We start from the raw sequence: 24,763 nt of genomic DNA on the forward strand, positions 1-24,763 counted from the left end.
CGCTTTTCTTCTATCCCATGCAAGAAACCTTCATCAACATCAAATCCCTCGACATGGACGCGCGCGGCGTCGGCCACCTGGAGAACGAGGACGGCTCGCCGGGCAAGGTGATTTTCGTCGAAGGCGCGCTGCCGGGCGAGACGGTCAGCTTCGAAACCCTGCGCAAGAAGAAGAACTGGGAATCGGGCCGCATGGTCACGCTGAAGAAGGCCTCGGCTATGCGCGTCGAACCGAAGTGCGAGCACTTCTGGCATTGCGGCGGCTGCTCGATGCAGCACCTGGAGCCTTCGGCCCAGGTCGCGATGAAGCAGCGCGTGCTGGAAGATAACCTCTGGCACATCGGCAAGACCAGGGCCGAGAACATCATGCGCCCAATGTACGGCCCAACCTGGGCTTACCGCTACCGCGCGCGCCTGTCGGTGCGCCACGTGGCCAAGAAGGGCGGCATGCTGGTCGGCTTCCACGAACGGCATTCCAGCTACGTCGCCGACATGACGAACTGCTACATCGTGCCGCCGCACGTCGCGAAGATGCTGGTGCCGCTGCGCGAGCTGATCGGCTCGCTGTCGATCTACCAGCAGATGCCGCAGATCGAACTGGCCGTCGGCGAGGAAAGCACGGTGCTGGTGCTGCGCATCATGGCGCCGTTGAGCGCCGCCGACGAAGTGCTGGTGAAGGCCTTTGCCGACCAGTGGAACATCGAGTGGTGGCTGCAGCCGAAGGGCCCGGATACCGCCTATCCGTACTACCCGAACAAGAAAGAGCTGTACTACACGCTGCCGGAATTCGGCATCCGCATGCCCTTCAAGCCGACCGATTTCACCCAGGTGAACCACCAGATCAACCGCCTGCTGGTGCACAAGGCGCTGGGGCTGCTGCAAGTGGAGAAGGACGACCGCGTGGCCGACCTGTTCTGCGGCCTCGGCAACTTCACGCTGCCGCTGGCGACCCAGGCGAAAGAGGTGGTGGGCATCGAGGGCAGCACCGCGCTGACCACGCGCGCGCTGGAGAATGCGCGCGCCAACGGCCTGTCCGACAAGACCAGCTTCTCGACGCGCAACTTGTTCGAGATCACCAGGGACGACCTGATCGCACTGGGCAAGTTCGACCGCATGCTGGTCGACCCGCCGCGCGACGGCGCGGTGGCGCTGGCCGTGGCCCTGGCCGAACTGCGCCTGACGAATCCGGAGCTGCTGCCGAAGCGCATCGTCTACGTGTCCTGCAGCCCGTCGACCCTGGCGCGCGACGCCGGCATCCTGACGCACCGCGCAGGCTACAAGATGAGCAAGGCGGGCATTGCGAACATGTTCCCGCATACCTCGCACGTGGAGTCGATCGGGGTGTTCGATCTGCTGGAGGATTTTGTGCCGCGGCAGTTTGAGGTGAAGGAAGTAGCGGCGGCGCCGGAAGCCTAAAGAACGTCGTCCCCGCGAAGGCGGGGACCCAAGTTAGTCGCGGGCCACTTGCGTATGCTTGCGGCCACTCATCCAAACCTGGATTCCCGCCTCCGCGGGAATGACGGTTTTAAGGGCGCGGGAAGTCAGGTCGGGCAATTCCCAGCATGACGGGTTAGCGCTTGGCAGTCACTGCCCCCAATGCCTGCATCAGCTCCTCCGCATCCACCGGCTTGACGAAATAACGGTCAAACCCCGCCTCTTCGGCATCGTGGCGGTCGGAGCGCTGCCCATATCCCGAAATCGCCATCAGCACCGCGCCGTCCTGGCCCGGCAGCTTGCGCAGGCGGCGCGCCAGTTCCACACCGCTCATGCCCGGTAGTCCGATATCCAGCAGGAACACGTCGAAGCGTTCGTCGCCGGCGCGCACCAGGGCTTCGAGCGGATCGTGCACCACCGTCACCGTGTGGCCGCAGGACTCCAGCAGCAGGCCCAGGGTCATGGCGGCGTCTTCGTTGTCGTCCACCAGCATCAGCTTCAGGCCCTGCGCGCCTTCGGAGGCGGCGGCCGGCGGGGGCAGGGCGGCGCCCGCCGCGGCGATCGATGCCTGCAGACGCGGCAGGCGCACCGTGAATTCGGTGCCCATGTTGCGGCCCTCGCTGGACGCCGTCACCATCCCGCCGTGCAGCTCGACCAGGCTTTTTACCAGCGCCAGGCCCAGGCCCAGGCCGCCCTGCGAGCGGTCGGGGGTGCGCTCGGCCTGCGAGAACAAATCGAACACGGTCGGCAGCAGGTCGGCGGCGATGCCGATGCCGTCGTCCTTCACGCTCACCAGCACGTGGTCGGGCGTGGCGCCCATCCACACGGCCAGCTTGCCGCCTTCGTGCGTGTACTTGGCGGCGTTGTTCAGCAGGTTGGCGATCACCTGGATCAGGCGCTTGGGGTCGCCCTGGACGAAGACCGGGCCGATTTCCGGCGCCAGTTGCAGCGTCAGCTGGTGGCGACGCGCTTCGATCAGCGGGCGTACCTGCTCGACCGCGTCGTCGATGACATGGCGCAGGTCGACCTGGTCGCGCGCCAGCACCACCAGGCCGCGGGTGACGCGCGAGACGTCCAGCAGGTCGTCGATCAGCCCGGTCATATGCGCCACCTGGCGCGCGATGATGGCGCTGGTGCGCTCGACGCGCGCGCCGTCCGGCGGGCCCATGTTCAGCAGCTGGGCGGCGGCGGAAATGGGCGCCAGCGGGTTGCGCAGCTCGTGCGCCAGCATCGCCAGGAACTCGTCCTTGCGGCGGTCGGCCAGGCGCAGCGCTTCCTCGGCGCGCACGCGCTCCAGCGCGCTCCAGGAACGCTCGGCCACGTCTTCCATCAGGCGCACGATGTCGGCGCTCCACACGCGCGGCAGGTTGTCGTGGATGAACATGCAGGTGGTCAGGGCGCCGTTGCGGTGCACCGGCACCACCACGCAGGAGCGAATCTGCAGCGAGGCATAGGTCGGCCAGGTGTCCGGCCCGCCGGTGCGCGGGTCGCGCTGGACGTCGCTCGCGACCCAGGTCGTGCCCTGGGTCAGCGCGCTGAAGTTGGCGGCGCCGAACAGGTGGGCCGGGAAGGTGCCGTTCAGGTCGGTGACGATGCCGTCCGTGTAGTTCGAATGGAAGGTCAGCAGCTGGCGATCGGCGTCGTAGTCGCCGTAGAGCACACGGCTGGCCTGCAGGAAGCGGCCCAGCATGGCGCTGGTCTGGACGAAGATCTGGGCCGGGTCGTCGAGGCGGCGCAGCAGGTCGGCCAGCTCGAGGCGGAATTCGTTCATGTCCAGCAGCGTGGTCTGGCGCGCCACGGCGTTGCGCAGCGCCTGCTCGGCCGACATCCGGTCCAGCGCATCCCAGCTGCGCTCGGCGATGTCGGCGGCCAGCTTGCATTCTTCCTCGTCCCAGCCGCGCGCGCTGGTGGCGTAGCCGACCAGGGCGGCCTGCAGCTGGCCGCGGCGCAGGCGCGGCAGCGCCAGGATCGCGCGCGCGCCGGCGGCGGCATAGCGCTCGCCGTGCTGGGGCAGGCGCGGGTCGGTGGTGGTGTCGCGGATCGCCAGCGGCGCGCCGGTGCGCAGCAGGGCCAGCGCGGCCGGGCCGAAATCCTTGATGCGGGCGCGGCGTCCGGCCAGCGCGGCGGCGCCGTCGCGGGCCCAGTCGTGCACCACTTCGAAGCCGGCCCCGGTGCCGTCGCCTTCGACGTAGCAGGCGTGGTCGAGTTCGAGGTGCCTGCCGAGCATCGCGCAGGCGCACTCGACGATGTCCGAGGGGTGGTGCAGGCGGCGCAGGCTGTCGACCACCTGCAGCTGCACGGCGTGGCGGCGTTCCAGCTGCACGCGCGGGGTGGTTTCGCTGATCACGCACAGCACGCCGCGCACTGTGCCGGCGCCGTCGCGCACCGGCGAGTAGGCCAGCGTGAACCAGCCGTGGTAGGGCTTGCCGGCGCGCCGTATCGTGTGCGGCACGTCTTCGCCGTAGGTGGAGTGGCCGCCGAGGGCGCGGTCGACCAGCGGCTTCATGCCCGGCCATTGCTCGGGCCAGACCTCGGTGATGGGCGCGCCCAGCGTGGAAGGATGCCGCCCGTCGAGCAGGGAGATGTAGGCGGCGTTGTACAGCATGATCAGCCTGGGGCCCCAGGCGATGACCATCGGGAACTCGGATTCGAGGATCACGCTGACCGCGTTACGCAGTGCAGGATCCCATTGGTCGGGCGACCCGAGGGGCGAACCCGACCAGTTATGGAGGTGGTATCCGGCGCGCACGGCGCCGGACGTGTCGAGGAGATGAAAGTCGCGCGTAGCCGCTTCCATACTGATCGCCTTCGAGTCCGAAAGTGGTCATTCTATGCGCAAATGCATAAGCTGGATCGCGGCTGAGAAAAAATAGATTTTCTCGCTGAAAAGAGAAATTTCTTTCTAAAAAAGATCGATTTCCTCTTAGAAGTGCGCGCGCACGCCGAAGGCCAGGTTTCGTCCCGGCAGCGGCGAAATGTCCTTCAGCAGCGAAGTCGACAGGCGAATGTCCTTGTTCAGCAGGTTCTTCGCCAGCAGGAACCAGGTCAGGTCCATCTTCTCCAGTTTTTGCGTGTACGAGAGGTTGGCGTCGACCATGTTGTAGCCCGGCGTCGGCGTGCTTTCGAAGGCGGCAAGGCGGTCCTGGCCGCGCGCATGGGTCCAGGACAGGCCGGCGCGCCAGTCGGCCTGGCGGTAACCGAGGCTGGCGCCGACGCGGTCGGCCGGCTGCAGCGGCAGGTTCTCGCCGATGTCGAGCTTGCCGCGTGAACCGTCGGCAAACAGGCGGCCGTTCCAGCCCATGCCGGTCTGGTTCCAGGTCAGCTCGGCTTCCACGCCCTGGATGTGCGCCGGCGCCTGCTGGAACACGCGCTGGCGGAACTCGCCGCCCGCGTTGCCGTCTTCGTCCAGCGACAGGTCGGTGATGTGGCCGTAGATGAAGTCGGACACATTGTTGCGGAACAGGTTCGCCTTCCAGCGCAGCAGGCCACTGGTCTTCTGCACCGACAGCTCGATGTTGCGCGAGATTTCTTTCTTCAGGTTCGCATCGCCGGTGTCGAAGGTGAGGGTGGCGTCGTGCGGGCCGCCCGAGTACAGCTCGTCCGTGGACGGCGCGCGCTGGGCATAGGACAGGGTCGCGCCGGCGCTGTAGCCGCGCATGAAGGGCCACAGGGCGCCGATGGAGCCGGAGCCCAGGTTGAAGCTGCGCTCGATGTTGCCGACCGGCTCGCGGCGCACGTTCTCGTAGCGCAGGCCGGCGTTCACGGCCACCGGCCCGACATGCGTTTCCTCGACCAGGAAGGCGGCGCTCGAGGTGGAGTGCGTGACCGGCACGGTGTCCGGCCCGCCCGCCGCCGACAGCGCGGAGAAGTGGGTGTTCTCGGTCTGCACGCCGAAGGTGCCGTGGAGACCGCTGATCGGCTTGTGCGTCAGCTCCAGGCGCGATTCGAAGGAGCGGTTGCTGAAGATGACTTCCGGCTGCAGGTCCTCGCCCAGCTCGGCGTGGCGGTAGTCCGTAAAGCCGGCCTTGAAGCGCGCGGTCTCGAAGCCATTCAGGGGATCGTGCACCAGGCTGTCGAGGTCGTAGCGGTTCTGGCGCTGGTCGATGCGCGAGCCTTCCTCGCTGGGGATGCCGTAATTGTTCGACAAGTGATTCGCCGACACGCCGACATAGCCCCAGTCGTGTATGTAGGAAGCGCCGGCGCCGATGCTGCGCTCGCTGGTATCGCTGTCCGGCAGGCGGCCGCTGCCCGATGAAGGATCGTTCAGCACGCGGCTGCCGGGGATCTTGTAGTCGTTGGTGTCGCGCCAGTTGCCGTCGATATGCATGCCGATATGGCCGGCCGCGCCGTCCAGCGAGCCGGAGACATTGCGGCCGTTGTCGACGGTGCTGTAGCGGGTCTCGACCTGGCCGGTGGGCTTGTCTTCGAGCGCGGTCGGGATGCGCTCGTTGACCACGTTGACCAGGCCGCCGATCGCGCCGGAGCCGTAGAGCAGGGCGGCGGGGCCGCGCAGGATCTCGATCTGGCGCGCGACTGCGCCTTCGGAGGCCACCGCGTGGTCGTTCGAGAGACCGGACACGTCCGAGGTCGCCATGCCGTTTTCCAGCATCTTGACGCGCGAGCCTTCCATGCCGCGGATGATGGGGCGCGAGGCGCCGGCGCCGAAGGCCGAGGCCGACACGCCGAGTTCGTTCTGCAGGGTCTCGCCGAGCGAGCTGCCGACCTTGTCGCGCAGTTCGTCGCCGGCCAGCACCTTGGCCGGGGCCAGGATCTGGTCGCCCTCGCTGCTCCGCAGCGGATTGGCGGTGACGACCACTTGCTGGATCTTGCCGTTGTTGATGGTTTGATCGGCGTCAGGCGGGGTGTCCGCGAAAGCAGGGGTGTAGGCGAGCAGGATGGCGCTGGCGAGCAGCGTCGGTTGAATCTTTTTCATTGTTTAAAACCTCGAGCGAATGGATAACGGTCCGCGCGGCCGGATCCAGGCGGATACCGGCGCGACGGGGTAAAGCGAAACGGCGTTATCAGGCCAGAGGTGGGCCGCGCTGCTGGAAGGGGCAAGCTGCCAGCAGGCAGATGCCGGGCGTCGCTGCCAGGGTGGGGACGGCGTACGCGAGCTCGGCGGGGATGAATTGCCGGACCGTGGCCGGCAGGGCGAACGCGACCTGGGCGCTGGCGGCGCACTGGCCGCACTGCTCGTGCAGGACCGGCTTGGACGGCTTGCCGCCGTTCTCGCCCGCCTGCTGGGTCAGCGATTCGCGGACGTCGGTCCAGTGCGAGTAGGCGTGGCCCAGCGACAGCTGCTGCGAAACGAGCAGCAGCAGCGACAGTAAAACATGGACCAGGCTACGTGACATCCAGCTATTGTACATAAAAAAGCCGGCTCTCAGGCCGGCTTTCCATTCTAAGGAGCGACTACAAAGCCCTCAGGGCAAGGCGCATCGTCGAAGACAGTACTTCAGTACGGCGAGACGATGCAACGCAGCCATGAGGGCTTTTTAGGCGCTCAATCGCGGGAGCCGAAGCCGATGCCGAGCAGACGCAGCAGCGCCGTAAACACGTTGTACAGATCGAGGTAGATCGACAGCGTGGCCGAAATATAGTTGGTTTCGCCGCCGTTGACCACGCGCTGCACGTCGTAGATCATCCAGGCCGAGAAGATACCCATGGCCATCACCAGGGTCACCAGTTGCAGCGCGCTCAGCTGCAGGAAGATGTTGGCGATGGAAGCCAGGATCAGCACGATGGTGCCGGCGAACAGCCAGCTGCCCATGCCGGAGAAGTCGCGCTTGGAGACGGTGGCGATGGTCGCCATGGCCGCGAAGATGACGGCGGTGCCGCCGACCGCGCCCATGATCAGCGCGCCGCCGTTGGCGAAGCCCAGGGTGTAGCGCAGCAGCGGGGTCAGCATCAGGCCCATGAAGAAGGTGAAGCCCAGCAGCACCGGCACGCCGGCCGCCGAGTTCTTGGTCTTCTCGATCGCGAAGATGAAACCGAAGGCGACCGCGAGGAAGAGCAGGGCGCCGAGGCCGCCGCCCATGAAGGGCATATGGGTCGTCAGGCCGACCCAGGCGCCGAACACGGTCGGGATCATCGACAGCGCGAGCAGCCAGTAGGTGTTGCGCAGCACTTGATGGCGGACGGCGCGGTTGGCCGAGACGTCGTAGGTTTTCTGCAGATTGGGGATCATGTTTCCTCCGGGTGGTGAACTTCTATCGTAGTCCAATATGGGGACGGCGCCCGTCCATCAAAGGCCCGTTAAGGCTGCGTTAAGCCGGCGGGAACGGACGAGTAGGTATTACCGCCACTGTAACACTTGCGGCATCGCGGCCGCAATATCGGCCACCCTGCGGATATATGGTAAAATCGAAGGTTAATTGAGTTCCGAAGTTCTCGATTTAAACCTTTCTTTTTATTGGAGTTTTTAAATGGCAATCGAACGCACCCTGTCGATCATCAAGCCCGACGCAGTTGCAAAAAACGTCATCGGCCAAATCTATAGCCGCTTCGAAGGCGCTGGCCTGAAGATCGTCGCTGCGCGCATGACCCAGCTGTCGCAAGCCGAAGCCGAAGGCTTCTACGCCGTGCACGCTGCACGTCCGTTCTTCAAGGATCTGGTCAACTTCATGATCTCGGGTCCGGTCATGATCCAGGTGCTGGAAGGCGAAAACGCGATTGCCGCACACCGCGACCTGATGGGCGCAACCGATCCGAAGAAGGCCGAGAAGGGCACCATCCGCGCCGACTTCGCCGATTCGATCGACGCCAACGCCGTGCACGGTTCGGACGCTGCCGAAACCGCCGCCGTCGAGATCGCCTACTACTTCCCGGCGCTGAACGTCTACTCGCGTTAATCGACGACGTCGTCCCCGCGAAGGCGGGGATCCAAGTTTGTAAGCTTACGAAATTTTTTCGCGCCTGGCCGGCCTGCTGCGTTAAGCTGCATACCGGCGTAATACCCCGCTCGCCCATGCTTCAAGAGCCCGGCGGGCGGGATTCATTTAGAAGATACAGGATTTTAAAGATGGCAACTCTCACCAACCTGCTGGACTTCGATCCCGCACAGCTTGTCGCTTACTGCGCCGAGTTGGGGGAGAAGCCATTCCGCGCCAAACAGCTGCAGCGCTGGATCCACCAGTTCGGCGTGTCGAATTTCGACGACATGACCGACCTTGCCAAGTCGCTGCGCGAAAAGCTGAAAGGCCGCGCCGAAGTCCGTGCGCCGGCCATCATCAGCGACCACACGTCCAGCGACGGCACCCGCAAGTGGCTGGTCGACGTCGGCAACGGCAACGCCGTCGAAACCGTGTTCATCCCGGAAGAGAACCGCGGCACGCTGTGCATCAGCACCCAGGCCGGCTGCGCCGTCAACTGCCGCTTCTGCTCGACCGGCAAGCAGGGCTTCAACCGCAACCTCACCGTGGCCGAGATCATCGGCCAGCTGTGGATGGCCGAGTTCGAGCTGCGCAAGACCAAGGGCATCGAAGGCGGCCCGAAAGGCGAGCGCCAGATCACCAACGTGGTCATGATGGGCATGGGCGAGCCGCTGCTGAACTTCGAGCCGACCGTTACCGCGCTCAAGCTGATGCTGGACGATAACGCCTACGGCCTGTCGCGCCGCCGCGTGACCTTGTCGACCTCGGGCGTGGTGCCGATGATGGACAAGCTGAGCCAGGAAGTGCCGGTAGCGCTGGCCGTGTCGGTGCACGCGTCGAACGATCCGCTGCGCGACGGCCTGGTTCCGCTGAACAAGAAGTACCCGCTGCGCGAGCTGATGGCCGCATGCAAGCGTTACCTGGAGTTTGCGCCGCGCGACTTCATCACCTTCGAATACTGCATGCTGGACGGCGTCAACGACAGCGACGAGCATGCGCGCGAACTGATTGCGCTGGTCAACGACCCGGAAGTCGGCGTGAACTGCAAGTTCAACCTGATTCCGTTCAACCCGTTCCCGGAATCGGGCCTGTTGCGTTCGAAGAACCCGCGCATCAAGGCCTTCGCGCAGGTCCTGATGGATGCCGGCATCGTCACCACCGTGCGCAAGACCCGCGGCGACGACATCGACGCCGCCTGCGGCCAGCTGGCCGGCGAGGTCCAGGACCGCACCCGCGTGAATGAGCGGATGAGCAAGATGGCCGAGTACCAGCAGAAGTTCGGCCCGAACTTCGGCAAGATCGTGGAGATCCCTTCTTGAAGCCGGTCCTGGCCGCCAGCGCCGCCTGCGTGTTTGCATTGAGCCTGCTGTCCGGCTGCGCCGGCACGGGCGGCGGCGATTCGCCGCGCGAACTCAAGACCGCTTCCGACCAGACCGCTTCCGAGAAGCGCGCCCAGATCCGCCTGCAGCTGGCGGTGGGCTACTACCAGGACCGCAAGTACGAGATCGCGCTCGACGAGGTCAAGCAGGCGATCGCCATCTCGCCCGAGTATGCCGAGGCCTACGGCTTCCGCGCCCTGATCTACACAGCGATGGGCGAGAACGAACTCGCCGACGAGAACTACCGCCACGCGCTGCGCCTGGCGCCGCGCAACCCGGACATCGCCAACAACTACGGCATGTTCCTGTGCGACGCCGGCGGCAAGCCGCTGGAGGCGATGAAGTACTTCGAGTCCGCGCTGAAGAGCCGGAGCTATGCGTCGCCGGCCAAGGCCCTGACCAATGCCGGCAACTGCAGCCTGAAGCAGAAGAACAACGACGCAGCCGAGCGCTATCTGCTCGACGCCCTGCGTTACGAACCCGAGCTGCCGGCCATCCAGGCCAGCCTGGCGCGGGTCTATTTCGAGCGGCGCGATTACACCCGCGCCGGGTTTTTCATCAACCGCCTGACGGAGACAACGAAACTCGAGTCGTTGTCGGCCGACGTGCTGTGGCTGGCCCTGCGGGTCCGTCACATGCTGGGCGACCGGGCGCGTGAGGCCACCCTCGCGGCCCAGTTGCGCAAGCGCTTCCCCGGCTCGCCCGAATACGCGGCGTTCGAGCGCGGTGCATTTAACGAGTGAGACGACGACGATGAGTTCCGAGCGTGCAGAAGAGCCGACGACGCCCGACAACCAGGGTGGACATCCGGGTCAGGTGCTGGCCGCCCAGCGTGAAGCGATGGGCTGGACGGTGGAGCAGGTGGCCGACCAGCTGAAGCTGGCCGTGCGCCAGGTGGTGGCGCTGGAAGCGGGCGATTATGCGGCCCTGCCGAGCCCCGCCGTGACGCGCGGTTTCGTGCGCGCTTACGCCAAGCTGGTGCGGGTCGACCCGGCGCCGCTGGTGGCGCAGATCGCGATCGAGTCGCAGCCTGCGGCCGAGGCCAATCCGGCGGCGATCCGCCGTCCGAGTCCGGCTTCCTTCTCGCAGGCGAAATTCCCCTCGCACGGCAAGCGGTCCTCGCTGCCGCTGGGCTGGATCGCCGCCGCCGTGGCCGTCGCGGCCGTTGCCGCAGGCGCCTGGCACTTCGGCCTGATCCCGCTCGGCCAGCGCGCCGAACCGGCCACCGTCGCCGCGCCGGCAGCGACGGCGCCCGCCGCGGCCGATGCCCATGGCAGCGCGACCGAGACCCTGCAGAATCCGTCGGTCCCGCTGATTTCCGTGCCTGGTCCGGCCAGCGCGCAGGCCGAGGCGTCGGGCGCCGCGAGTGCGCCGGCTGCGGCTGCACCGGCCGCAGGCCCTGTCGTGAACGTGCCGGGCACCACCGCCACCGGCGCGCCGCCGACCACCGTGCCGGCAGCGCCGGCCAACCCGGTGACGGCGCAGTCGCCGGCGCAGGCCGCCGCCACCCCGGCCGCTGCAGCCCCGGCCGGCGCCGGCACCCTGGTGTTCACCGTGCGCGAGGATGCCTGGATCGAAGTCAAGCCGACCAAGGGCGGTAAGGACATGATCAAGCGCCTGGTCCGCGCCGGCAGCACCGAAACCCTGAACATCGACCAGCCGGTGCGCATCATCGTCGGCAACCCGGGCGCCGTCTCGGCCAGCCTGCGCGGCGCCCCGGTGGCGCTGCCGCTGGTGCCGGGCAAGACCTACTCGCTGGTTAACGTGCAATAAGCGTGCAATAAGCGTGCAATAAATACTGAATCGAACACCGCAACATGACAGACATGAATACGATGAACTCGCCGATCCCGACCGGCCCCCTGGCGCGCCGCGCCAGCCGTCGCGTGCTGATCCAGAACGGCGAGCGCAAGGTCTGGGTGGGCGGCGACGCCCCCGTCCTCGTGCAGTCGATGACCAACACCGACACCGCCGACGTGATCGGCACCGCGATCCAGGTCAAGGAGCTGGCGCGCGCCGGTTCCGAGGTCGTGCGCATCACGGTCAACACGCCGGAAGCGGCGGCCGCCGTGCCGGCCATCCGTGAACAGCTGGACCGGATGGAAGTGGACGTGCCGCTGGTCGGCGACTTCCATTACAACGGCCACCTGCTGCTGCGCGACTATCCGGACTGCGCGCAGGCGCTGTCGAAGTACCGCATCAATCCCGGCAACGTGGGGCAGGGCGCCAAGCGCGACTCCCAGTTCGCCCAGATGATCGAGATCGCCATCAAGTACGACAAGCCGGTGCGCATCGGCGTCAACTGGGGCAGCCTGGACCAGTCGCTGCTGGCCCGCATCATGGACGAGAATGCAGGCCGCGCGCAGCCGTGGTCGGCCCAGGCCGTGATGTACGAAGCCCTGATCACCTCGGCAATCGAGAACGCCGTGCGCGCCGAGGAAATCGGCCTGGCGCGCGACAAGATCATCCTGTCGTGCAAGGTGTCCGGCGTGCAGGACCTGATCGCGGTCTACCGCGAACTCGGCAAACGCTGCGACTACCCGCTGCACCTGGGCCTGACGGAAGCCGGCATGGGCAGCAAGGGCATCGTTGCCTCGACCGCGGCCCTGTCCGTGCTGCTGCAGGAAGGCATCGGCGACACCATCCGCATTTCGCTGACCCCGGAACCGGGCGGCGACCGCACGAAGGAAGTCGTGGTCGGCCAGGAAATCCTGCAGACCATGGGCCTGCGCAAGTTCACCCCGATGGTGATCGCCTGCCCGGGCTGCGGCCGCACGACCTCGACCGTGTTCCAGGAACTGGCCGACAACATCCAGACCTTCCTGCGCGAGCAGATGCCGGAATGGAAGAAGACCTATCCGGGCGTGGAAGCGATGAACGTGGCCGTGATGGGCTGCATCGTCAACGGTCCGGGCGAATCGAAGCACGCCAACATCGGCATCTCGCTGCCGGGCACCGGCGAATCGCCGGCGGCCCCGGTCTTTGTGGATGGCCAAAAGGTCGCTACACTGCGGGGCGAGAAGATCGTGGATGAGTTCAAGACGATTGTGCTGAATTACGTGCAGAAGAATTATTCGAAGCAGGCTGAAACCATTTAACGTCGTTCCCGCGAAGGTGGGAACCCAAGTTTGTATGCGTTTCGACTGCACATGCAAACTTGGATTCCCGCCTGCGCGGGAATGACGGTAACGCGAGAAATAGAATGTCCGACAAAAAAGAGAAATTCAGTGCCATCAAAGGCATGAACGACATCCTCCCGGCCGATGCGCCGCTGTGGGAGCTGTTCGAAAACACCGCCGAGTCCGTGCTGAAGAGCTACGGCTACCAGAAGATCGTCACCCCGATCATCGAGGAAACCGGCCTGTTCGCGCGCGCCATCGGCGCCGTTACCGACATCGTCGAGAAGGAAATGTACTCCTTCGAAGACTCGATGAACGGCGACCAGCTGACCCTGCGCCCGGAAGGCACGGCCGGCGTGGTGCGCGCCGTGGTCGAGCACAACATGGCCTACGATGGCCCCAAGCGCCTGTGGTACAAGGGCCCGATGTTCCGCCACGAGCGTCCGCAGCGCGGCCGCTACCGCCAGTTCTTCCAGTTCGGCGCCGAAGCGATCGGCTTTGCCGGCCCGGACATCGACGCCGAGCTGATCATGCTGTGCCGCCGCCTGTGGGACGACCTGGGCCTGGACAACATCCGCCTCGAACTGAACTCCATCGGTAATGCCGAGGAGCGCCAGCGCCACCGCGCCGATCTGATCGCCTACTTTGAAGCCAACGAAGCCGTGCTCGATGCGGAAGCCAAGCGCCGCCTGCACGCCAACCCGCTGCGCATCCTCGACACCAAGAATCCGGCGATGCAGGACATGGTCAACAAGGCGCCGCAACTGCTGAGCTACCTGGGCGGCGAATCGCTGGCCCACTTCGAGGGCCTGAAGAAGATCCTCGACGCCAACAATGTCCAGTACACCGTCAACCCGCGCCTGGTGCGCGGCCTGGATTACTACAACCGCACCGTGTTCGAGTGGGTCACCGACGAGCTGGGCGCGCAGGGCACCGTGTGCGCCGGCGGCCGCTACGACCCGCTGATCGAAACCTTCGGCGGCAAGCCGACCCCGGGCATCGGCTTCGCGATGGGCATCGAGCGCCTGATCGAACTGATGAAAGGCCAGGGCGAACCGGCCGCGCCGAGCCAGTGCGACGTCTACATGGTCCACCAGGGTGAAGAAGCGCAGATGAAGGCCTTCATCCTGGCCGAGCGCATCCGCGACGCCGGCCTCGACGTGGTGCTGCACTGCGCGACCCCGCAAGGCGCGGGCAGCTTCAAGAGCCAGATGAAGAAGGCCGACGGTTCGGGCGCCGCCTTTGCCGTGATCATCGGTGAAGACGAAGTCAAGAACGACGTGGTCGCGGTCAAGTCGCTGCGCGGCGCAGAGGGTGCGGCCCAGCAGGCCAGCGTCGCCTTCGACGAGGCGGTCGACTACATCGTCGACCAGGTCATCGGCGGCGGCGATTGCGGTCCGGACTGCGACGAGCACCACCATCATCACTAATTCCCAACCAGCTAACTAGAACAGAAGAACCCCATGGCATACGATCTCGAAGAACAGGAACAGATAGCCAATTTCAAAGCTTTCTGGGCACGCTTTGGCAACCTGATCAGCTGGGTGCTGATCATCGCGCTGGGCAGCTACGCCGGCTATAACTTCTGGAACTCGCACAAGCGCACCCAGTCCGCCGAAGCTGCTGCGCTGTACGACCAGTTGACCGAAGCAGCCGCCGCCAACGACAACGCCAAGGTCCAGCGCATGGCCAGCGACGTCGAAAGCAAGTTCGACGGCACCGCCTACGGCGCGATGGCTGCCCTGGTCGCCGCCAAAACCGCTTTCGACGCCAACGACCTGAAAACCGCCAAGGCCCAGCTGCAGTGGGCGGCCGACCACGGCAACGACGAGTACAAGTCGATCGCGCGCCTGCGCCTGTCCGGCGTGCTGCTCGACGAGAAAGCCTACGACCAGGCGCTGGCGCTGCTGAACGGCGACTTCCTGCCGCAATTCGCCGCCGAAGTCCAGGACCGCAAGGGCGACGTGCTGGTGGCGCAGAACAAACTGGCCGAAGCCCGCACCGCCTACCTCGCCGCGCTGGACAAGATGGACAAGCGCAACCCGGGCCGCCAGATCGTGCAGATCAAGCTGGAGGCGATTGGCGGTACGGTGCCGGCTGAGAAGGCCCCCGCGTAACCGTCGTTCCCGCGCAGGCGGGAACCCAAGTTTGCCTGCGTTACGATAGCTCACGCAGAACTTGGGTTCCCGCCTTCGCGGGAACGACGTTTGTATTGAACGACGTCTGTATTCTCAAAGAACAAGGCAAAAGAATATGCGTATTACCCGGAAGCTCGTTGGTGTCGGTGTCCTCGCCCTGATGACGGGCTGCTCGACGATTAGTTCGCTGAACCCGTTCGCATCCAAGCCGAAGGGCAACCTGCCGGCGCCGCTGGTCGACCTGAAAGCTTCGATGGCGGTGCGCACCGCATGGAAGCTGGAAGTCGGCAAGTCCCGCAACTACCAGTTCACCCCCGCGATCGCCGGGAATACCGTGATCGTCGCCGGCGGCGACGGCACCCTGGTGCGCGCGGAAGCCGCCAGCGGCCGTCAGCTGTGGCGCGTCAAGGCCGGCATGGAGCTGACCGCGGGCGTCGGCACCGACGGCAACCTGATCGTGGTCGGCGGCGACAAGGGCATGCTCCTCGCCTTCGACATGGACGGCAAGCAGCTCTGGAAGACCCAGCTGTCGAGCGAAATCCTGTCCTCGCCGGTGGTGGGGCAGGGCATCGTGGTGGCGCGCAGCGTGAACAACCGCATCGTCGGCATCGACGCCGCCACCGGCCAGCAGAAATGGACCGTGCAGCGCGCCGCGCCGCCGTTGACCCTGCGCGTGGCGCCGGGCATGGTCGTGCATGACAAGGACGTGATCATCGCCCAGCCCGGCGGCAAGCTGCTGTCGCTGGTCCTGGCGACCGGCGCGCCGCGCTGGGAAGTGGAAGTGGGCGTGGCGCGCGGCGCCACCGAACTGGAACGCGTGACCGACATCGGCGGCTACCCGGTGGTCTTCGAAGGCGACGTTTGCGCGGTGTCCTACCAGGGCCGCGCCGGCTGCTGGGACGTGATGACCGGCAGCCCGCGCTGGGCCCGCGACCTCTCGTCGGAAGCCGGCGTGGCGGTCGACCAGCGCTTCCTGTTCGCCACCGACGAAAAGGGTGCTGTCTACGCCTACAACCGCGAAAGCGGCACCAGCGCGTGGAAGAACGATAAATTGGCCTTCCGCCGCCTCTCGACCCCGGTCTCCTACGGCCGCACGGTCGCAGTCGGCGACTACCAGGGCTATGTGCACTTCCTGTCGCGTGAGGACGGCGCCTTCCTGGCCCGCGCCGCCACCGACGGCAGTGCGATCAGCTCGACCCCGCTGGTTGCGGGCTCGAACCTGATTTTTCAAACACAAAACGGAACCGTGACAGCGATCGCGGTGGAATAAGATACAAACATGAAGCCGGTAATTGCACTCGTAGGACGTCCCAACGTCGGGAAGTCCACCCTATTCAACCGCATGACGCGCTCGCGCGATGCGCTCGTGGCAGACTTGCCAGGCCTGACGCGCGACCGTCACTACGGCGAGGGCCGCATGGGCGAACGCCCCTTCCTGGTGATCGATACCGGCGGTTTCGAGCCGGTCGCCAAGGAAGGCATCATGCACGAGATGGCGCTGCAGACGAAGCAGGCCGTGGCCGAAGCCGACGTCGTGATGTTCATCGTCGACGGCCGCCAGGGCCTGACGCCGCACGACAAGACCATCACCGACTTCCTGCGCAAGTCGGGCCGCAAGGTCATGCTGGTCGTGAACAAGAGCGAGGGCATGAAGTACACCAGCGTCACCGCCGAGTTCTATGAGCTGGGCATGGGCGACCCGTACGTCATCTCGGCCGCGCATGGCGACGGCGTGCTCGACCTCGTCAACGAGGCGATCGACGAAGCATCGACCCTGCGTCCGCAGGAAGAGGCGGAATTCGACCCGGCCGACTACGGCGTGAAGATCGCCCTGATCGGCCGTCCGAACGTCGGCAAGTCCACGCTGATCAATACCCTGGTCGGCGAGCAGCGCGTGATCGCCTTCGACATGCCGGGCACCACCCGCGATTCGATCGAGGTGCCCTTCGAGAAGGGCGGCAAGCACTACACGCTGATCGATACCGCCGGCATCCGCCGCCGCGGCAAGGTGTTCGAGGCCGTCGAGAAGTTCTCGGTGGTGAAGACCCTGCAGTCGATCTCGGAAGCCAACGTGGTCGTGCTGATGCTGGATGCCCAGGCCGACATCGCCGAGTCGGATGCCCACATCGCCGGCTTCATCCTGGAATCCGGGCGCGCACTGGTGGTGGCCGTCAACAAGTGGGACGGACTTACCTCCGACCAGCGCGACCAGGTCAAGAACGACATCGACCGCAAGCTCGATTTCCTGTCCTTCGCCGAAACCAAGTTCATCTCGGCGCTGAAGGGCACCGGCATCAATCACCTGATGAAGGCGATCGATACCGCCTATGCCGCCGCCACCGCCAAGCTGTCGACCCCGCGCCTGACCCGCGCGCTGCAGGAAGCGGTCGAGAAGCAGGAACCGAAGCGCAAGGGCAGCACCCGTCCGAAGATGCGCTATGCGCACCAGGGCGGCCAGAACCCGCCCATCATCGTCATCCACGGCAACGCGCTGGATGGCATCACGGAACCGTACAAGCGTTACCTGGAAAAGCATTTCCGCGACACCTTCGACCTGATCGGCACCCCGCTCCGGATCGAACTGCGCAGCGGTAAAAACCCATTCGCCAAAGAGTAGGTTTTTAAGCCAGATTTAACCGTACCAGTACGACAGAAAACGGTAAAACAGGTTACAGTAGGCTTGGAAAAACATTCACAAAATGAGAATGTTGACCCAGGCACTTGAAAAGCGGCATTGCGCCTCTATTTTTATACGACAACAACATTACGGAGCTGTTATGAGCAACAAAGGGCAACTGTTACAAGACCCATTCCTCAACGCCTTGCGCAAGGAGCACGTCCCCGTCTCGATCTATCTGGTCAACGGTATCAAGCTCCAGGGACACATCGAGTCCTTCGACCAGTATGTGGTTTTGCTCCGTAACACCGTCACCCAGATGGTCTACAAGCACGCCATTTCCACCGTCGTACCCGCTCGCGCCGTCAACCTCAACCTCGAACAGGACGCCGAGTAAGGCCGATGGCTGACGTTTCCGGCAACACCATGCGAGCAGCATTGGTCGGCGTCGACTTTGGCCGTGGCGATTTCACGGCCAGCCTCGAAGAACTGGCATTGCTGGCGCGTTCCGCCGGAGCCGAGCCGATCACCACGATCACCGCAAAACGCAGTAGTCCCGATCCCGCGCATTTCGTCGGCAGCGGCAAGGCCGACGAGATCGGCCAGGCCTGCCTGGCCGAGCGGATCGAGATCGTCATCTTCAACCACGCGCTGTCGCCCGCCCAGCAGCGCAACCTGGAAAAGCGCCTGAACGTCCGGGTGCTCGACCGCACCAGCCTGATCCTCGACATCTTCGCCCAGCGCGCCCAGAGCCACGAGGGCAAGCTGCAGGTCGAACTGGCCCAGCTGCAGCACCTGGCCACGCGCCTGATCCGCGGCTGGACCCACCTTGAGCGCCAGAAGGGCGGTATCGGCCTGCGCGGCCCAGGTGAAACCCAGCTCGAGACCGACCGCCGCCTGATCGGCGAGCGCGTCAAGATGCTGCGCACCCGCCTGGCCAAGCTGCGCAAGCAGCATGAAACCCAGCGCCGCTCGCGCGGCCGCAACCAGACATTCTCGGTGTCGCTGGTCGGCTATACCAACGCCGGCAAGTCGACCCTGTTCAACACCCTGACCAAGGCCGGGGTCTACGTCGCGAACCAGCTGTTCGCGACCCTGGACACCACCAGCCGCCGGCTTTACCTCGGTGAGGAAACCGGCAACGTGGTGATCTCCGACACGGTCGGTTTCGTGCGCGAACTCCCGCACCAGCTGGTGGCCGCTTTCCGCGCCACCCTGGAAGAAACCATCCATGCCGACCTGCTGCTGCATGTGGTCGACGGTTCCTCGCCCGTGCGCATGGAACAGATCGAGCAGGTCAACGAAGTGCTGCGCGAAATCGGCGCAGACCATATCCCGCAGATCCTGGTCTGGAACAAGATCGATGCGGCCGGGCTGGAGCCCGGGGTGGAACGTGATGAATATGATAAAATCGGCCGCGTTTTCATCAGCGCCCACAGCGGCGCAGGCCTGGATCTGCTGCGCGACGCCATCGTCGAAGCGGCCCGGACCGAGCCTGTCGAAGCTGCCGACCCTGGTATCGCGCTCGCCGACGCCGAGCATATTCCGAACTCCACCCAAGTGGGTCCACACTAGCCTATGTCACTGCACGACCCCCGCTGGGGCCACAAACCAAACGATCCCAAGGCCCAGCAGGGCAAGGGCCCGGGCAACGACGGCCCACCCGACCTCGACCAGCTCTGGCGCGACTTCAACCAGCGCCTGAACCGCCTGTTCGGCAAGCGCGGCGGCGGTGACGGCGGCGGCTACCGCCCGGACGCTCGCGGCGTCGGCCTCACTGCTTCGGTGGTCGGCGCGATCCTCCTCCTGATCTGGCTCGCCAGCGGCGCCTTCATCGTGCCGGAAGGGCAGGTCGGCCTGGTCACCACCTTCGGCGAACTCTCGCACAAGACCGGCGCCGGCTTCAACTGGCGCTGGCCGGCCCCGTTCCAGGCCCACGAGACCGTCAACGTCGCCCAGGTCCAGACGGTCGAACTCGGCTACCGCGCCAACGTGCGCAACAAGCAGCCGAACGAGGCGCTGATGCTGACCTCGGACGAGAACATCGTCGACGTCCAGTTCTCGGTGCAGTACAAGGTCACCGATCCCGTCGCCTGGGTGTTCAACAACCGCGACCAGGTCGAGACCGTGCGCGACGCCGCCGAAACCGCCATGCGCGAACTGGTCGGACGCGGCAAGATGGATGCGCTGCTGTTCGAAGGCCGCGACAAGCTGGCCCTCGATGCCCGGACGATGGTCCAGCAGATGCTCGCCAGTTACAAGATGGGCGCCGAGGTCACCGGCGTGACCGTGCAGTCGCTGACCGCGCCGGAACAGGTGGCCGCGGCCTTCGAGGAAACCGTCAAGGCCCAGGAAGACCGTGCGCGCGCGCGCAGCGAAGCGCAGGCTTATGCCGACGACATCATCCCGCAAGCCAAGGGCAAGGCCGCGCGCATGAAGCTGGATGCCGAAGCCTACCGCGCCACCACCGTCGAGACGGCGGAGGGCAACGCCGCCCGCTTCAACCAGGTCGTGGCCGAGTACGCGAAAGCGCCCGGCGTCACCCGCGACCGTATGTATATCGACACCATGCAGCAGATTTTCTCCAGCACCAGCAAGGTCATGATCGACGCGAAAGCCGCGGCGACCATCAACCTCCCGCTCGACCAGATGCTGACCCGCTCGGTCGCCAACGAGGCGGCGATGGGCAGCCGCTCCGGCCCGGTAATGCCGCCGATGGCGCCCGCCCAGCAGGGCGCGGCCAACCAGCCGGCGCCGCCCGCCAGCGGCACCGTGACCGTGAACGGCAGCTCGGCGCAGCCGCAGCCGCAAGCGCAGCCCACGGCGCCGGCCGATGCAGTGCGCAAGGCCGATCCGCGCAGCCGCGAACCGGACCCGCGCAGCCGCGAAGCATCGCGTGACAGGGAGACCCGCTGATGAGCCGCCTGATTTCCATCGCCATCGGCGCCGCCATCGTCCTGACCCTGCTGGCTTCCAGCGTGTTCGTGGTCGACCAGCACCGCTACGCCGTGGTCTACGCCCTTGGCGAGCTGCGTGAAGTGATCAAGGAGCCGGGCCTGCACGTCAAGCTGCCGGCGCCTTTCCAGAACGTGGTCTACCTCGACAAGCGCCTGCAGACCCTCGATACCGCCGACGGCGAACGCTTCCTGACGGCCGAGAAGAAGGACCTGCTGGTCGACGCCTTCGTCAAATGGCGCATCGTCGACCCGCGCCAGTACCTGACCGCCCTTGGCGGCGGCAATGCCGAGCGCGGCGCCGAGCGCGTGGCCCAGGTGGTGCAGGTGGCATTGAACGCCGAACTCGCGACCCGCAAGGTCGGCGACGTCGTCTCCGGCCAGCGCGAGCAGCTGGGCGCCGCGCTGCGCGAACGCGTGGCCGCGAACAGCCGCCAGCTGGGCGTCGAGATCGTCGACGTGCGCCTGAAGCGCGTCGACTTCACGGCCCAGGTGAACAATGCCGTGTACGAACGCATGAAGGCCGAGCGCATCCGCGCCGCCGCCGAGACCCGCTCGACGGGCCAGGCCGAAGCCGAGGAAATCCGCGCCGACGCCGAGCGCCAGCGCAGCGTGATCCTGGCCGAAGCCGTGCGCGACGCCGAGACCATCAAGGGCGAGGGCGATGCCAAGGCTTCGCAGATCTACGCCCAGTCCTTTGGCAAGAACCCGGAGTTCTACCGTTTCTACCGCTCGCTGGAAGCCTACCGGGCGACCTTCAAGAGCCGCAGCGATGTGCTGGTGCTGGATGCGAATTCGGAGTTTTTCAAATACTTCCGAGGCCCCGGCAGCGGTAAATAGTTTGGTGGGCACCCGGTGCCCATCAAGGCAATCACGTGCCCACGAAGCAACGTTAACATTCGCCCCAGTCATCTTCCGCGCCAATCCCAACCGGTTTTCGGTTAAAATCGTCGATTCGGCGCAGAATACGCGTGCAAAGCCGCGCATTCTGTTGCCCAATCTTTAACAACTCCCAATCGCTTTGCCCATGCCTACCTGGCTATTGCCCGAGAATATAGCTGACGTCTTGCCGTCCGAAGCGCGCAAGATCGAGGAGCTGCGCCGCCTGATGCTCGACACCTTCCGCACCTACGGATACGAGCTGGTGATGCCGCCGATGCTCGAGTACGTCGAATCGCTGCTGGCCGGGGCAGGGCAGGACACCGACTCCAAGACCTTCAAGCTGGTCGACTCGATGAGCGGCCGCCTGCTCGGCCTGCGCGCCGATATGACCACCCAGGTCGCGCGCATCGACGCCCACCTGCTGAACCGCGATACCGTCACCCGCCTGTGCTACGCCGGCACCGTGCTGCACACCCGCCCGTCCGGCCTGCACGCCACCCGCGAGCAGCTGCAGATCGGCGCCGAGATCTACGGCCACGCCGGTCTCGAAGCCGACGCCGAGATCCAGGAACTGGCGCTGGCCTCGCTGGCGCTGGCCGGTTTCGAGCAGCCGCGCCTGGACCTGTCGCATGCCGGCGTGCTGCGCGCGATCCTGGCCGAAGACCCGCGTGCCAAACGCGACGAGCAGCTGCTGCACGGCCTGCTGAAGGCCAAGGACATGCCGGGCCTGGACGAAGCCACCCAGGACTATGCAAGCACGACCCGCGCCGCCCTGATGGCGCTGCCGAATCTGTATGGCGACGTCGACGTGCTGGCCTGCGCCAAGGAACTGCTGCCGGCGCTGCCGGGCATCACGCGCGCGCTGGCCGAACTAGCCGCGCTGGCCGGCTGCACCATCGGCCGTGCCCAAGTGGCGATCGACCTGGCCGACCTGCGCGGCTACCAGTACGAAAGCGGCGCCATGTTCGCGCTCTACGTGCCCGGCCTGCCGAACGCCGTCGCGCGCGGCGGCCGCTACGACCATGTGGGCGAAGCCTTCGGACGCGCGCGTCCGGCCACCGGCTTCTCGCTCGACCTGCGCGAGCTCGCGCGGCTGCTGCCGCTGGCCGCGCCCAAGCACTCCATCCGTGCGCCGTGGGGCAATGCGCCCGAGCTGCGCGAAAAAATCGCTGAACTGCGCAAGGCAGGCGAAGTCGTGATCCAGTCCATGCCGGGTCACGAGAATGTACAGGACGAGTTCGAGTGCGACCGTGTGCTCGTGCTCGAACAAGGAAATTGGATTCTCAAAAACTTAGGTTAAGTGATGTCAAATACTGCTAAGAACGTCGTTGTCATCGGCACCCAATGGGGCGATGAAGGCAAAGGTAAGATCGTCGACTGGCTGACCGACCATGCCGCTGGCGTGGTGCGTTTCCAGGGCGGCCACAACGCCGGCCACACGCTGGTGATCAAGGGCCAGAAGACGGCACTCCAACTGATCCCGTCGGGCATCATGCGCGAAGGCGTGGCCTGCTACATCGGCAACGGCGTGGTGGTCTCGGTGCCGGACGTGATGCGCGAGATCGACAAGCTGGAAGCTGCCGGCGTCGAAGTCGCGTCGCGCCTGAAGATCTCGGAAGCCTGCCCGGTCATCCTGCCTTACCACGTCGCCATCGACGTCGCCCGCGAAGCTGCACGCGGCGCGAACAAGATCGGCACCACCGGCAAGGGCATCGGCCCGGCCTACGAAGACAAGGTTGCACGCCGCGCGATCCGCATCGCCGACATGCTCAACGAGACCCGCTTCGCCGAGAAGCTGCGCGAAAACCTGGACTACCATAACTTCGTGCTGACCGGTTACCTGAAAGCCCAGGCGATCGACTTCCAGAAGACCTTCGACGACGCGATGGCCCTGGTGCCGCGCCTGCGCCCGATGGTCGGCGATGTGAGCTCGGCGCTGTACGCCGCGCACAAGGCCGGCGGCCACCTGCTGTTCGAAGGCGCGCAAGGCTCGCTGCTGGACGTCGACCATGGCACCTATCCGTTCGTGACCTCGTCGAACTGCGTGGCCGGCAACGCCGCCGCCGGTTCGGGCGTGGGCCCGGGCATGCTGCACTACATCATGGGCATCACCAAGGCCTACACGACCCGCGTGGGTTCGGGTCCGTTCCCGTCCGAGCTGCCGACCGACGCCGGCGTCGGCGAGCACCTGTCGCGCGTGGGCCACGAGTTCGGCACCGTGACCGGCCGTGCGCGCCGCTGCGGCTGGTTCGACGCCGCGCTGCTGCGCCGCTCGGTCCAGATCAACGGCGTGACGGGCATGTGCCTGACCAAGCTGGACGTCCTGGACGGCATCGAGTCCCTGAAGCTGTGCACCGGCTACAAGATCGACGGCCGTGAAGTCGACATCTTCCCGGTCGGCGCGGAAGAGGCGGCTGCCTGCGTGCCGGTCTACGAAGAGATGCCGGGCTGGAAGGAAAGCACCGTCGGCGCCAAGTCCATGGACGATCTGCCGGCCGCTGCCCGCGCTTACATCAAGCGCATCGAAGAGCTGGTCGGTGTGCCTGTCGACATGGTGTCGACCGGTCCGGACCGCGAAGAAACCATCGTGCTGCGTCACCCGTTTGCCGCATAAGAAAAATAGGAAAAGCCAAGACTATGAATACTCCTGCATCGACCGAGAAGGATCTGTGGGTCTCCTGGGACGAGTACAACCGCCTGGTCGAGCGCCTGGCGCTGCAAGTCTACGAATCGAACTGGAAGTTCGACATGGTGCTGTGCCTGGCGCGCGGCGGCGTGCGCCCGGGTGACGTCATCTCCCGCATCTTCGACGTGCCGCTGGCGATCCTGTCGACCAGCTCCTACCGCGAAGAAGCCGGCACCAAGCAGGGCAACCTGGACATCGCCAAGTACATGACGATGACCAAGGGCCCGCTGGCCGGCAAGATCCTGCTGGTCGATGACCTGGCCGATTCGGGCGTCACGCTGATGAAGGTCAGCGACCACCTCAAGGCGCACTACCCTGAAGTCACCGAAGTGCGCTCGGCGGTCCTGTGGGTCAAGGGTACCTCGGCCTACAAGCCGGACTACCACCTGGAAGACCTGCCGCACAATCCGTGGATCCACCAGCCGTTCGAGGACTACGATGGCCTGCGTCCGCACCAGCTGTCGGCGTGGATGAAGAAGTTCGAGAAGAACTGATAGCGACCGCGCCACCGCGCGTCATCGTCGTCCCCGCGCAGGCGGGGACCCAAGTTAAAAACCGGGACCACGCGTCCCGGTTTTTTTATGCGTGTTTCATGTACACTTCGGCAACTTGAACTGGAGGCATGCTATGAAGCCATTCCTAAACCTGCGCACGCTCACCCTGGCCCTGGCAATCACCTGCGC

Annotated in this window: 21 protein-coding genes; 17 read left to right on the forward strand and 4 right to left on the reverse strand. The window is 65.5% G+C overall.

Annotated elements, in window-relative coordinates:
* The first annotated feature begins 17 nt into the window (after positions 1-17).
* Positions 18-1,415: a 23S rRNA (uracil(1939)-C(5))-methyltransferase RlmD gene (gene rlmD / locus LQV39_RS24990; protein WP_230029898.1), complete on the forward strand. Its 1,398-nt coding sequence runs from the start codon at positions 18-20 to the stop codon at positions 1,413-1,415.
* A gap of 154 nt (positions 1,416-1,569) precedes the next feature.
* On the opposite strand, the gene LQV39_RS24995 is transcribed toward rlmD, so the two are convergent.
* The 4 genes from LQV39_RS24995 to LQV39_RS25010 all read right to left on the reverse strand — a co-directional run bounded on the left by LQV39_RS24995 (position 1,570) and on the right by LQV39_RS25010 (position 7,620).
* Positions 1,570-4,230, reverse strand: coding sequence for an ATP-binding protein (locus LQV39_RS24995; RefSeq protein WP_230029899.1), 2,661 nt, complete (start codon positions 4,228-4,230; stop codon positions 1,570-1,572).
* Positions 4,231-4,356: 126 nt separating this feature from the next.
* On the reverse strand, positions 4,357-6,366 hold the full coding sequence (locus LQV39_RS25000; protein WP_230029900.1) for a TonB-dependent receptor: 2,010 nt from the start codon (positions 6,364-6,366) through the stop codon (positions 4,357-4,359).
* 88 nt (positions 6,367-6,454) lie between these two features.
* Entirely contained in the window at positions 6,455-6,787 is a 333-nt protein-coding gene (locus tag LQV39_RS25005) for a DUF2946 family protein (RefSeq protein WP_230029901.1), read from the reverse strand.
* Between the two features lie 149 nt (positions 6,788-6,936).
* Positions 6,937-7,620 (reverse strand): Bax inhibitor-1/YccA family protein, encoded by a 684-nt coding sequence (locus LQV39_RS25010; RefSeq protein WP_230029902.1) that lies wholly within the window; start codon positions 7,618-7,620, stop codon positions 6,937-6,939.
* A gap of 238 nt (positions 7,621-7,858) precedes the next feature.
* Between LQV39_RS25010 and ndk the strand changes: the two genes are divergently transcribed.
* The 16 genes from ndk (at position 7,859) to LQV39_RS25090 (ending at position 24,574) form a co-directional block, all read left to right on the forward strand.
* Positions 7,859-8,284: a nucleoside-diphosphate kinase gene (gene ndk / locus LQV39_RS25015; protein ID WP_230029903.1), complete on the forward strand. Its 426-nt coding sequence runs from the start codon at positions 7,859-7,861 to the stop codon at positions 8,282-8,284.
* A 170-nt stretch (positions 8,285-8,454) separates the two neighbouring features.
* Positions 8,455-9,624: a 23S rRNA (adenine(2503)-C(2))-methyltransferase RlmN gene (gene rlmN / locus LQV39_RS25020; RefSeq protein WP_230029904.1), complete on the forward strand. Its 1,170-nt coding sequence runs from the start codon at positions 8,455-8,457 to the stop codon at positions 9,622-9,624.
* Positions 9,621-10,427: a type IV pilus biogenesis/stability protein PilW gene (pilW, locus tag LQV39_RS25025; protein ID WP_230029905.1), complete on the forward strand. Its 807-nt coding sequence runs from the start codon at positions 9,621-9,623 to the stop codon at positions 10,425-10,427. Before rlmN ends, pilW begins: the two co-directional genes overlap by 4 nt.
* A 10-nt stretch (positions 10,428-10,437) precedes the next feature.
* Entirely contained in the window at positions 10,438-11,457 is a 1,020-nt protein-coding gene (locus LQV39_RS25030; RefSeq protein ID WP_230029906.1) for a RodZ domain-containing protein, read from the forward strand.
* 53 nt (positions 11,458-11,510) lie between these two features.
* Complete coding sequence (gene ispG / locus LQV39_RS25035; protein ID WP_374199484.1) at positions 11,511-12,782, forward strand: flavodoxin-dependent (E)-4-hydroxy-3-methylbut-2-enyl-diphosphate synthase; 1,272 nt, start codon at positions 11,511-11,513, stop codon at positions 12,780-12,782.
* Between the two features lie 104 nt (positions 12,783-12,886).
* Positions 12,887-14,233: a histidine--tRNA ligase gene (gene hisS, locus LQV39_RS25040; protein WP_230029907.1), complete on the forward strand. Its 1,347-nt coding sequence runs from the start codon at positions 12,887-12,889 to the stop codon at positions 14,231-14,233.
* Between the two features lie 33 nt (positions 14,234-14,266).
* Complete coding sequence (locus LQV39_RS25045) at positions 14,267-14,920, forward strand: tetratricopeptide repeat protein (RefSeq protein WP_230029908.1); 654 nt, start codon at positions 14,267-14,269, stop codon at positions 14,918-14,920.
* Between the two features lie 136 nt (positions 14,921-15,056).
* Positions 15,057-16,211: an outer membrane protein assembly factor BamB gene (bamB, locus tag LQV39_RS25050; RefSeq protein WP_230029909.1), complete on the forward strand. Its 1,155-nt coding sequence runs from the start codon at positions 15,057-15,059 to the stop codon at positions 16,209-16,211.
* Positions 16,212-16,220: 9 nt separating this feature from the next.
* Positions 16,221-17,558, forward strand: coding sequence for a ribosome biogenesis GTPase Der (gene der, locus LQV39_RS25055; protein WP_230029910.1), 1,338 nt, complete (start codon positions 16,221-16,223; stop codon positions 17,556-17,558).
* Positions 17,559-17,718: 160 nt separating this feature from the next.
* Positions 17,719-17,955 carry an RNA chaperone Hfq gene (gene hfq / locus LQV39_RS25060; RefSeq protein ID WP_036168820.1) on the forward strand — a complete coding sequence of 79 codons (237 nt, stop codon included), beginning with the start codon at positions 17,719-17,721 and terminating at the stop codon, positions 17,953-17,955.
* 29 nt (positions 17,956-17,984) lie between these two features.
* Positions 17,985-19,133: a GTPase HflX gene (gene hflX, locus LQV39_RS25065; RefSeq protein WP_230029917.1), complete on the forward strand. Its 1,149-nt coding sequence runs from the start codon at positions 17,985-17,987 to the stop codon at positions 19,131-19,133.
* A gap of 3 nt (positions 19,134-19,136) precedes the next feature.
* Positions 19,137-20,474 (forward strand): FtsH protease activity modulator HflK, encoded by a 1,338-nt coding sequence (gene hflK / locus LQV39_RS25070; RefSeq protein WP_230029911.1) that lies wholly within the window; start codon positions 19,137-19,139, stop codon positions 20,472-20,474.
* Positions 20,474-21,352 carry a protease modulator HflC gene (gene hflC / locus LQV39_RS25075; protein WP_230029912.1) on the forward strand — a complete coding sequence of 293 codons (879 nt, stop codon included), beginning with the start codon at positions 20,474-20,476 and terminating at the stop codon, positions 21,350-21,352. The genes hflK and hflC overlap by 1 nt, the downstream gene beginning before the upstream one ends.
* Positions 21,353-21,539: 187 nt before the next feature.
* Complete coding sequence (locus LQV39_RS25080) at positions 21,540-22,694, forward strand: ATP phosphoribosyltransferase regulatory subunit (protein ID WP_230029913.1); 1,155 nt, start codon at positions 21,540-21,542, stop codon at positions 22,692-22,694.
* Between the two features lie 3 nt (positions 22,695-22,697).
* On the forward strand, positions 22,698-24,008 hold the full coding sequence (locus LQV39_RS25085; RefSeq protein WP_230029914.1) for an adenylosuccinate synthase: 1,311 nt from the start codon (positions 22,698-22,700) through the stop codon (positions 24,006-24,008).
* A 23-nt stretch (positions 24,009-24,031) separates the two neighbouring features.
* Positions 24,032-24,574: a phosphoribosyltransferase gene (locus tag LQV39_RS25090; RefSeq protein WP_230029915.1), complete on the forward strand. Its 543-nt coding sequence runs from the start codon at positions 24,032-24,034 to the stop codon at positions 24,572-24,574.
* The last annotated feature ends 189 nt before the right edge of the window (positions 24,575-24,763 follow it).

The sequence above is a fragment of the Massilia sp. Bi118 genome (assembly GCF_918697865.1).
GTDB lineage: Bacteria > Pseudomonadota > Gammaproteobacteria > Burkholderiales > Burkholderiaceae_D > Telluria.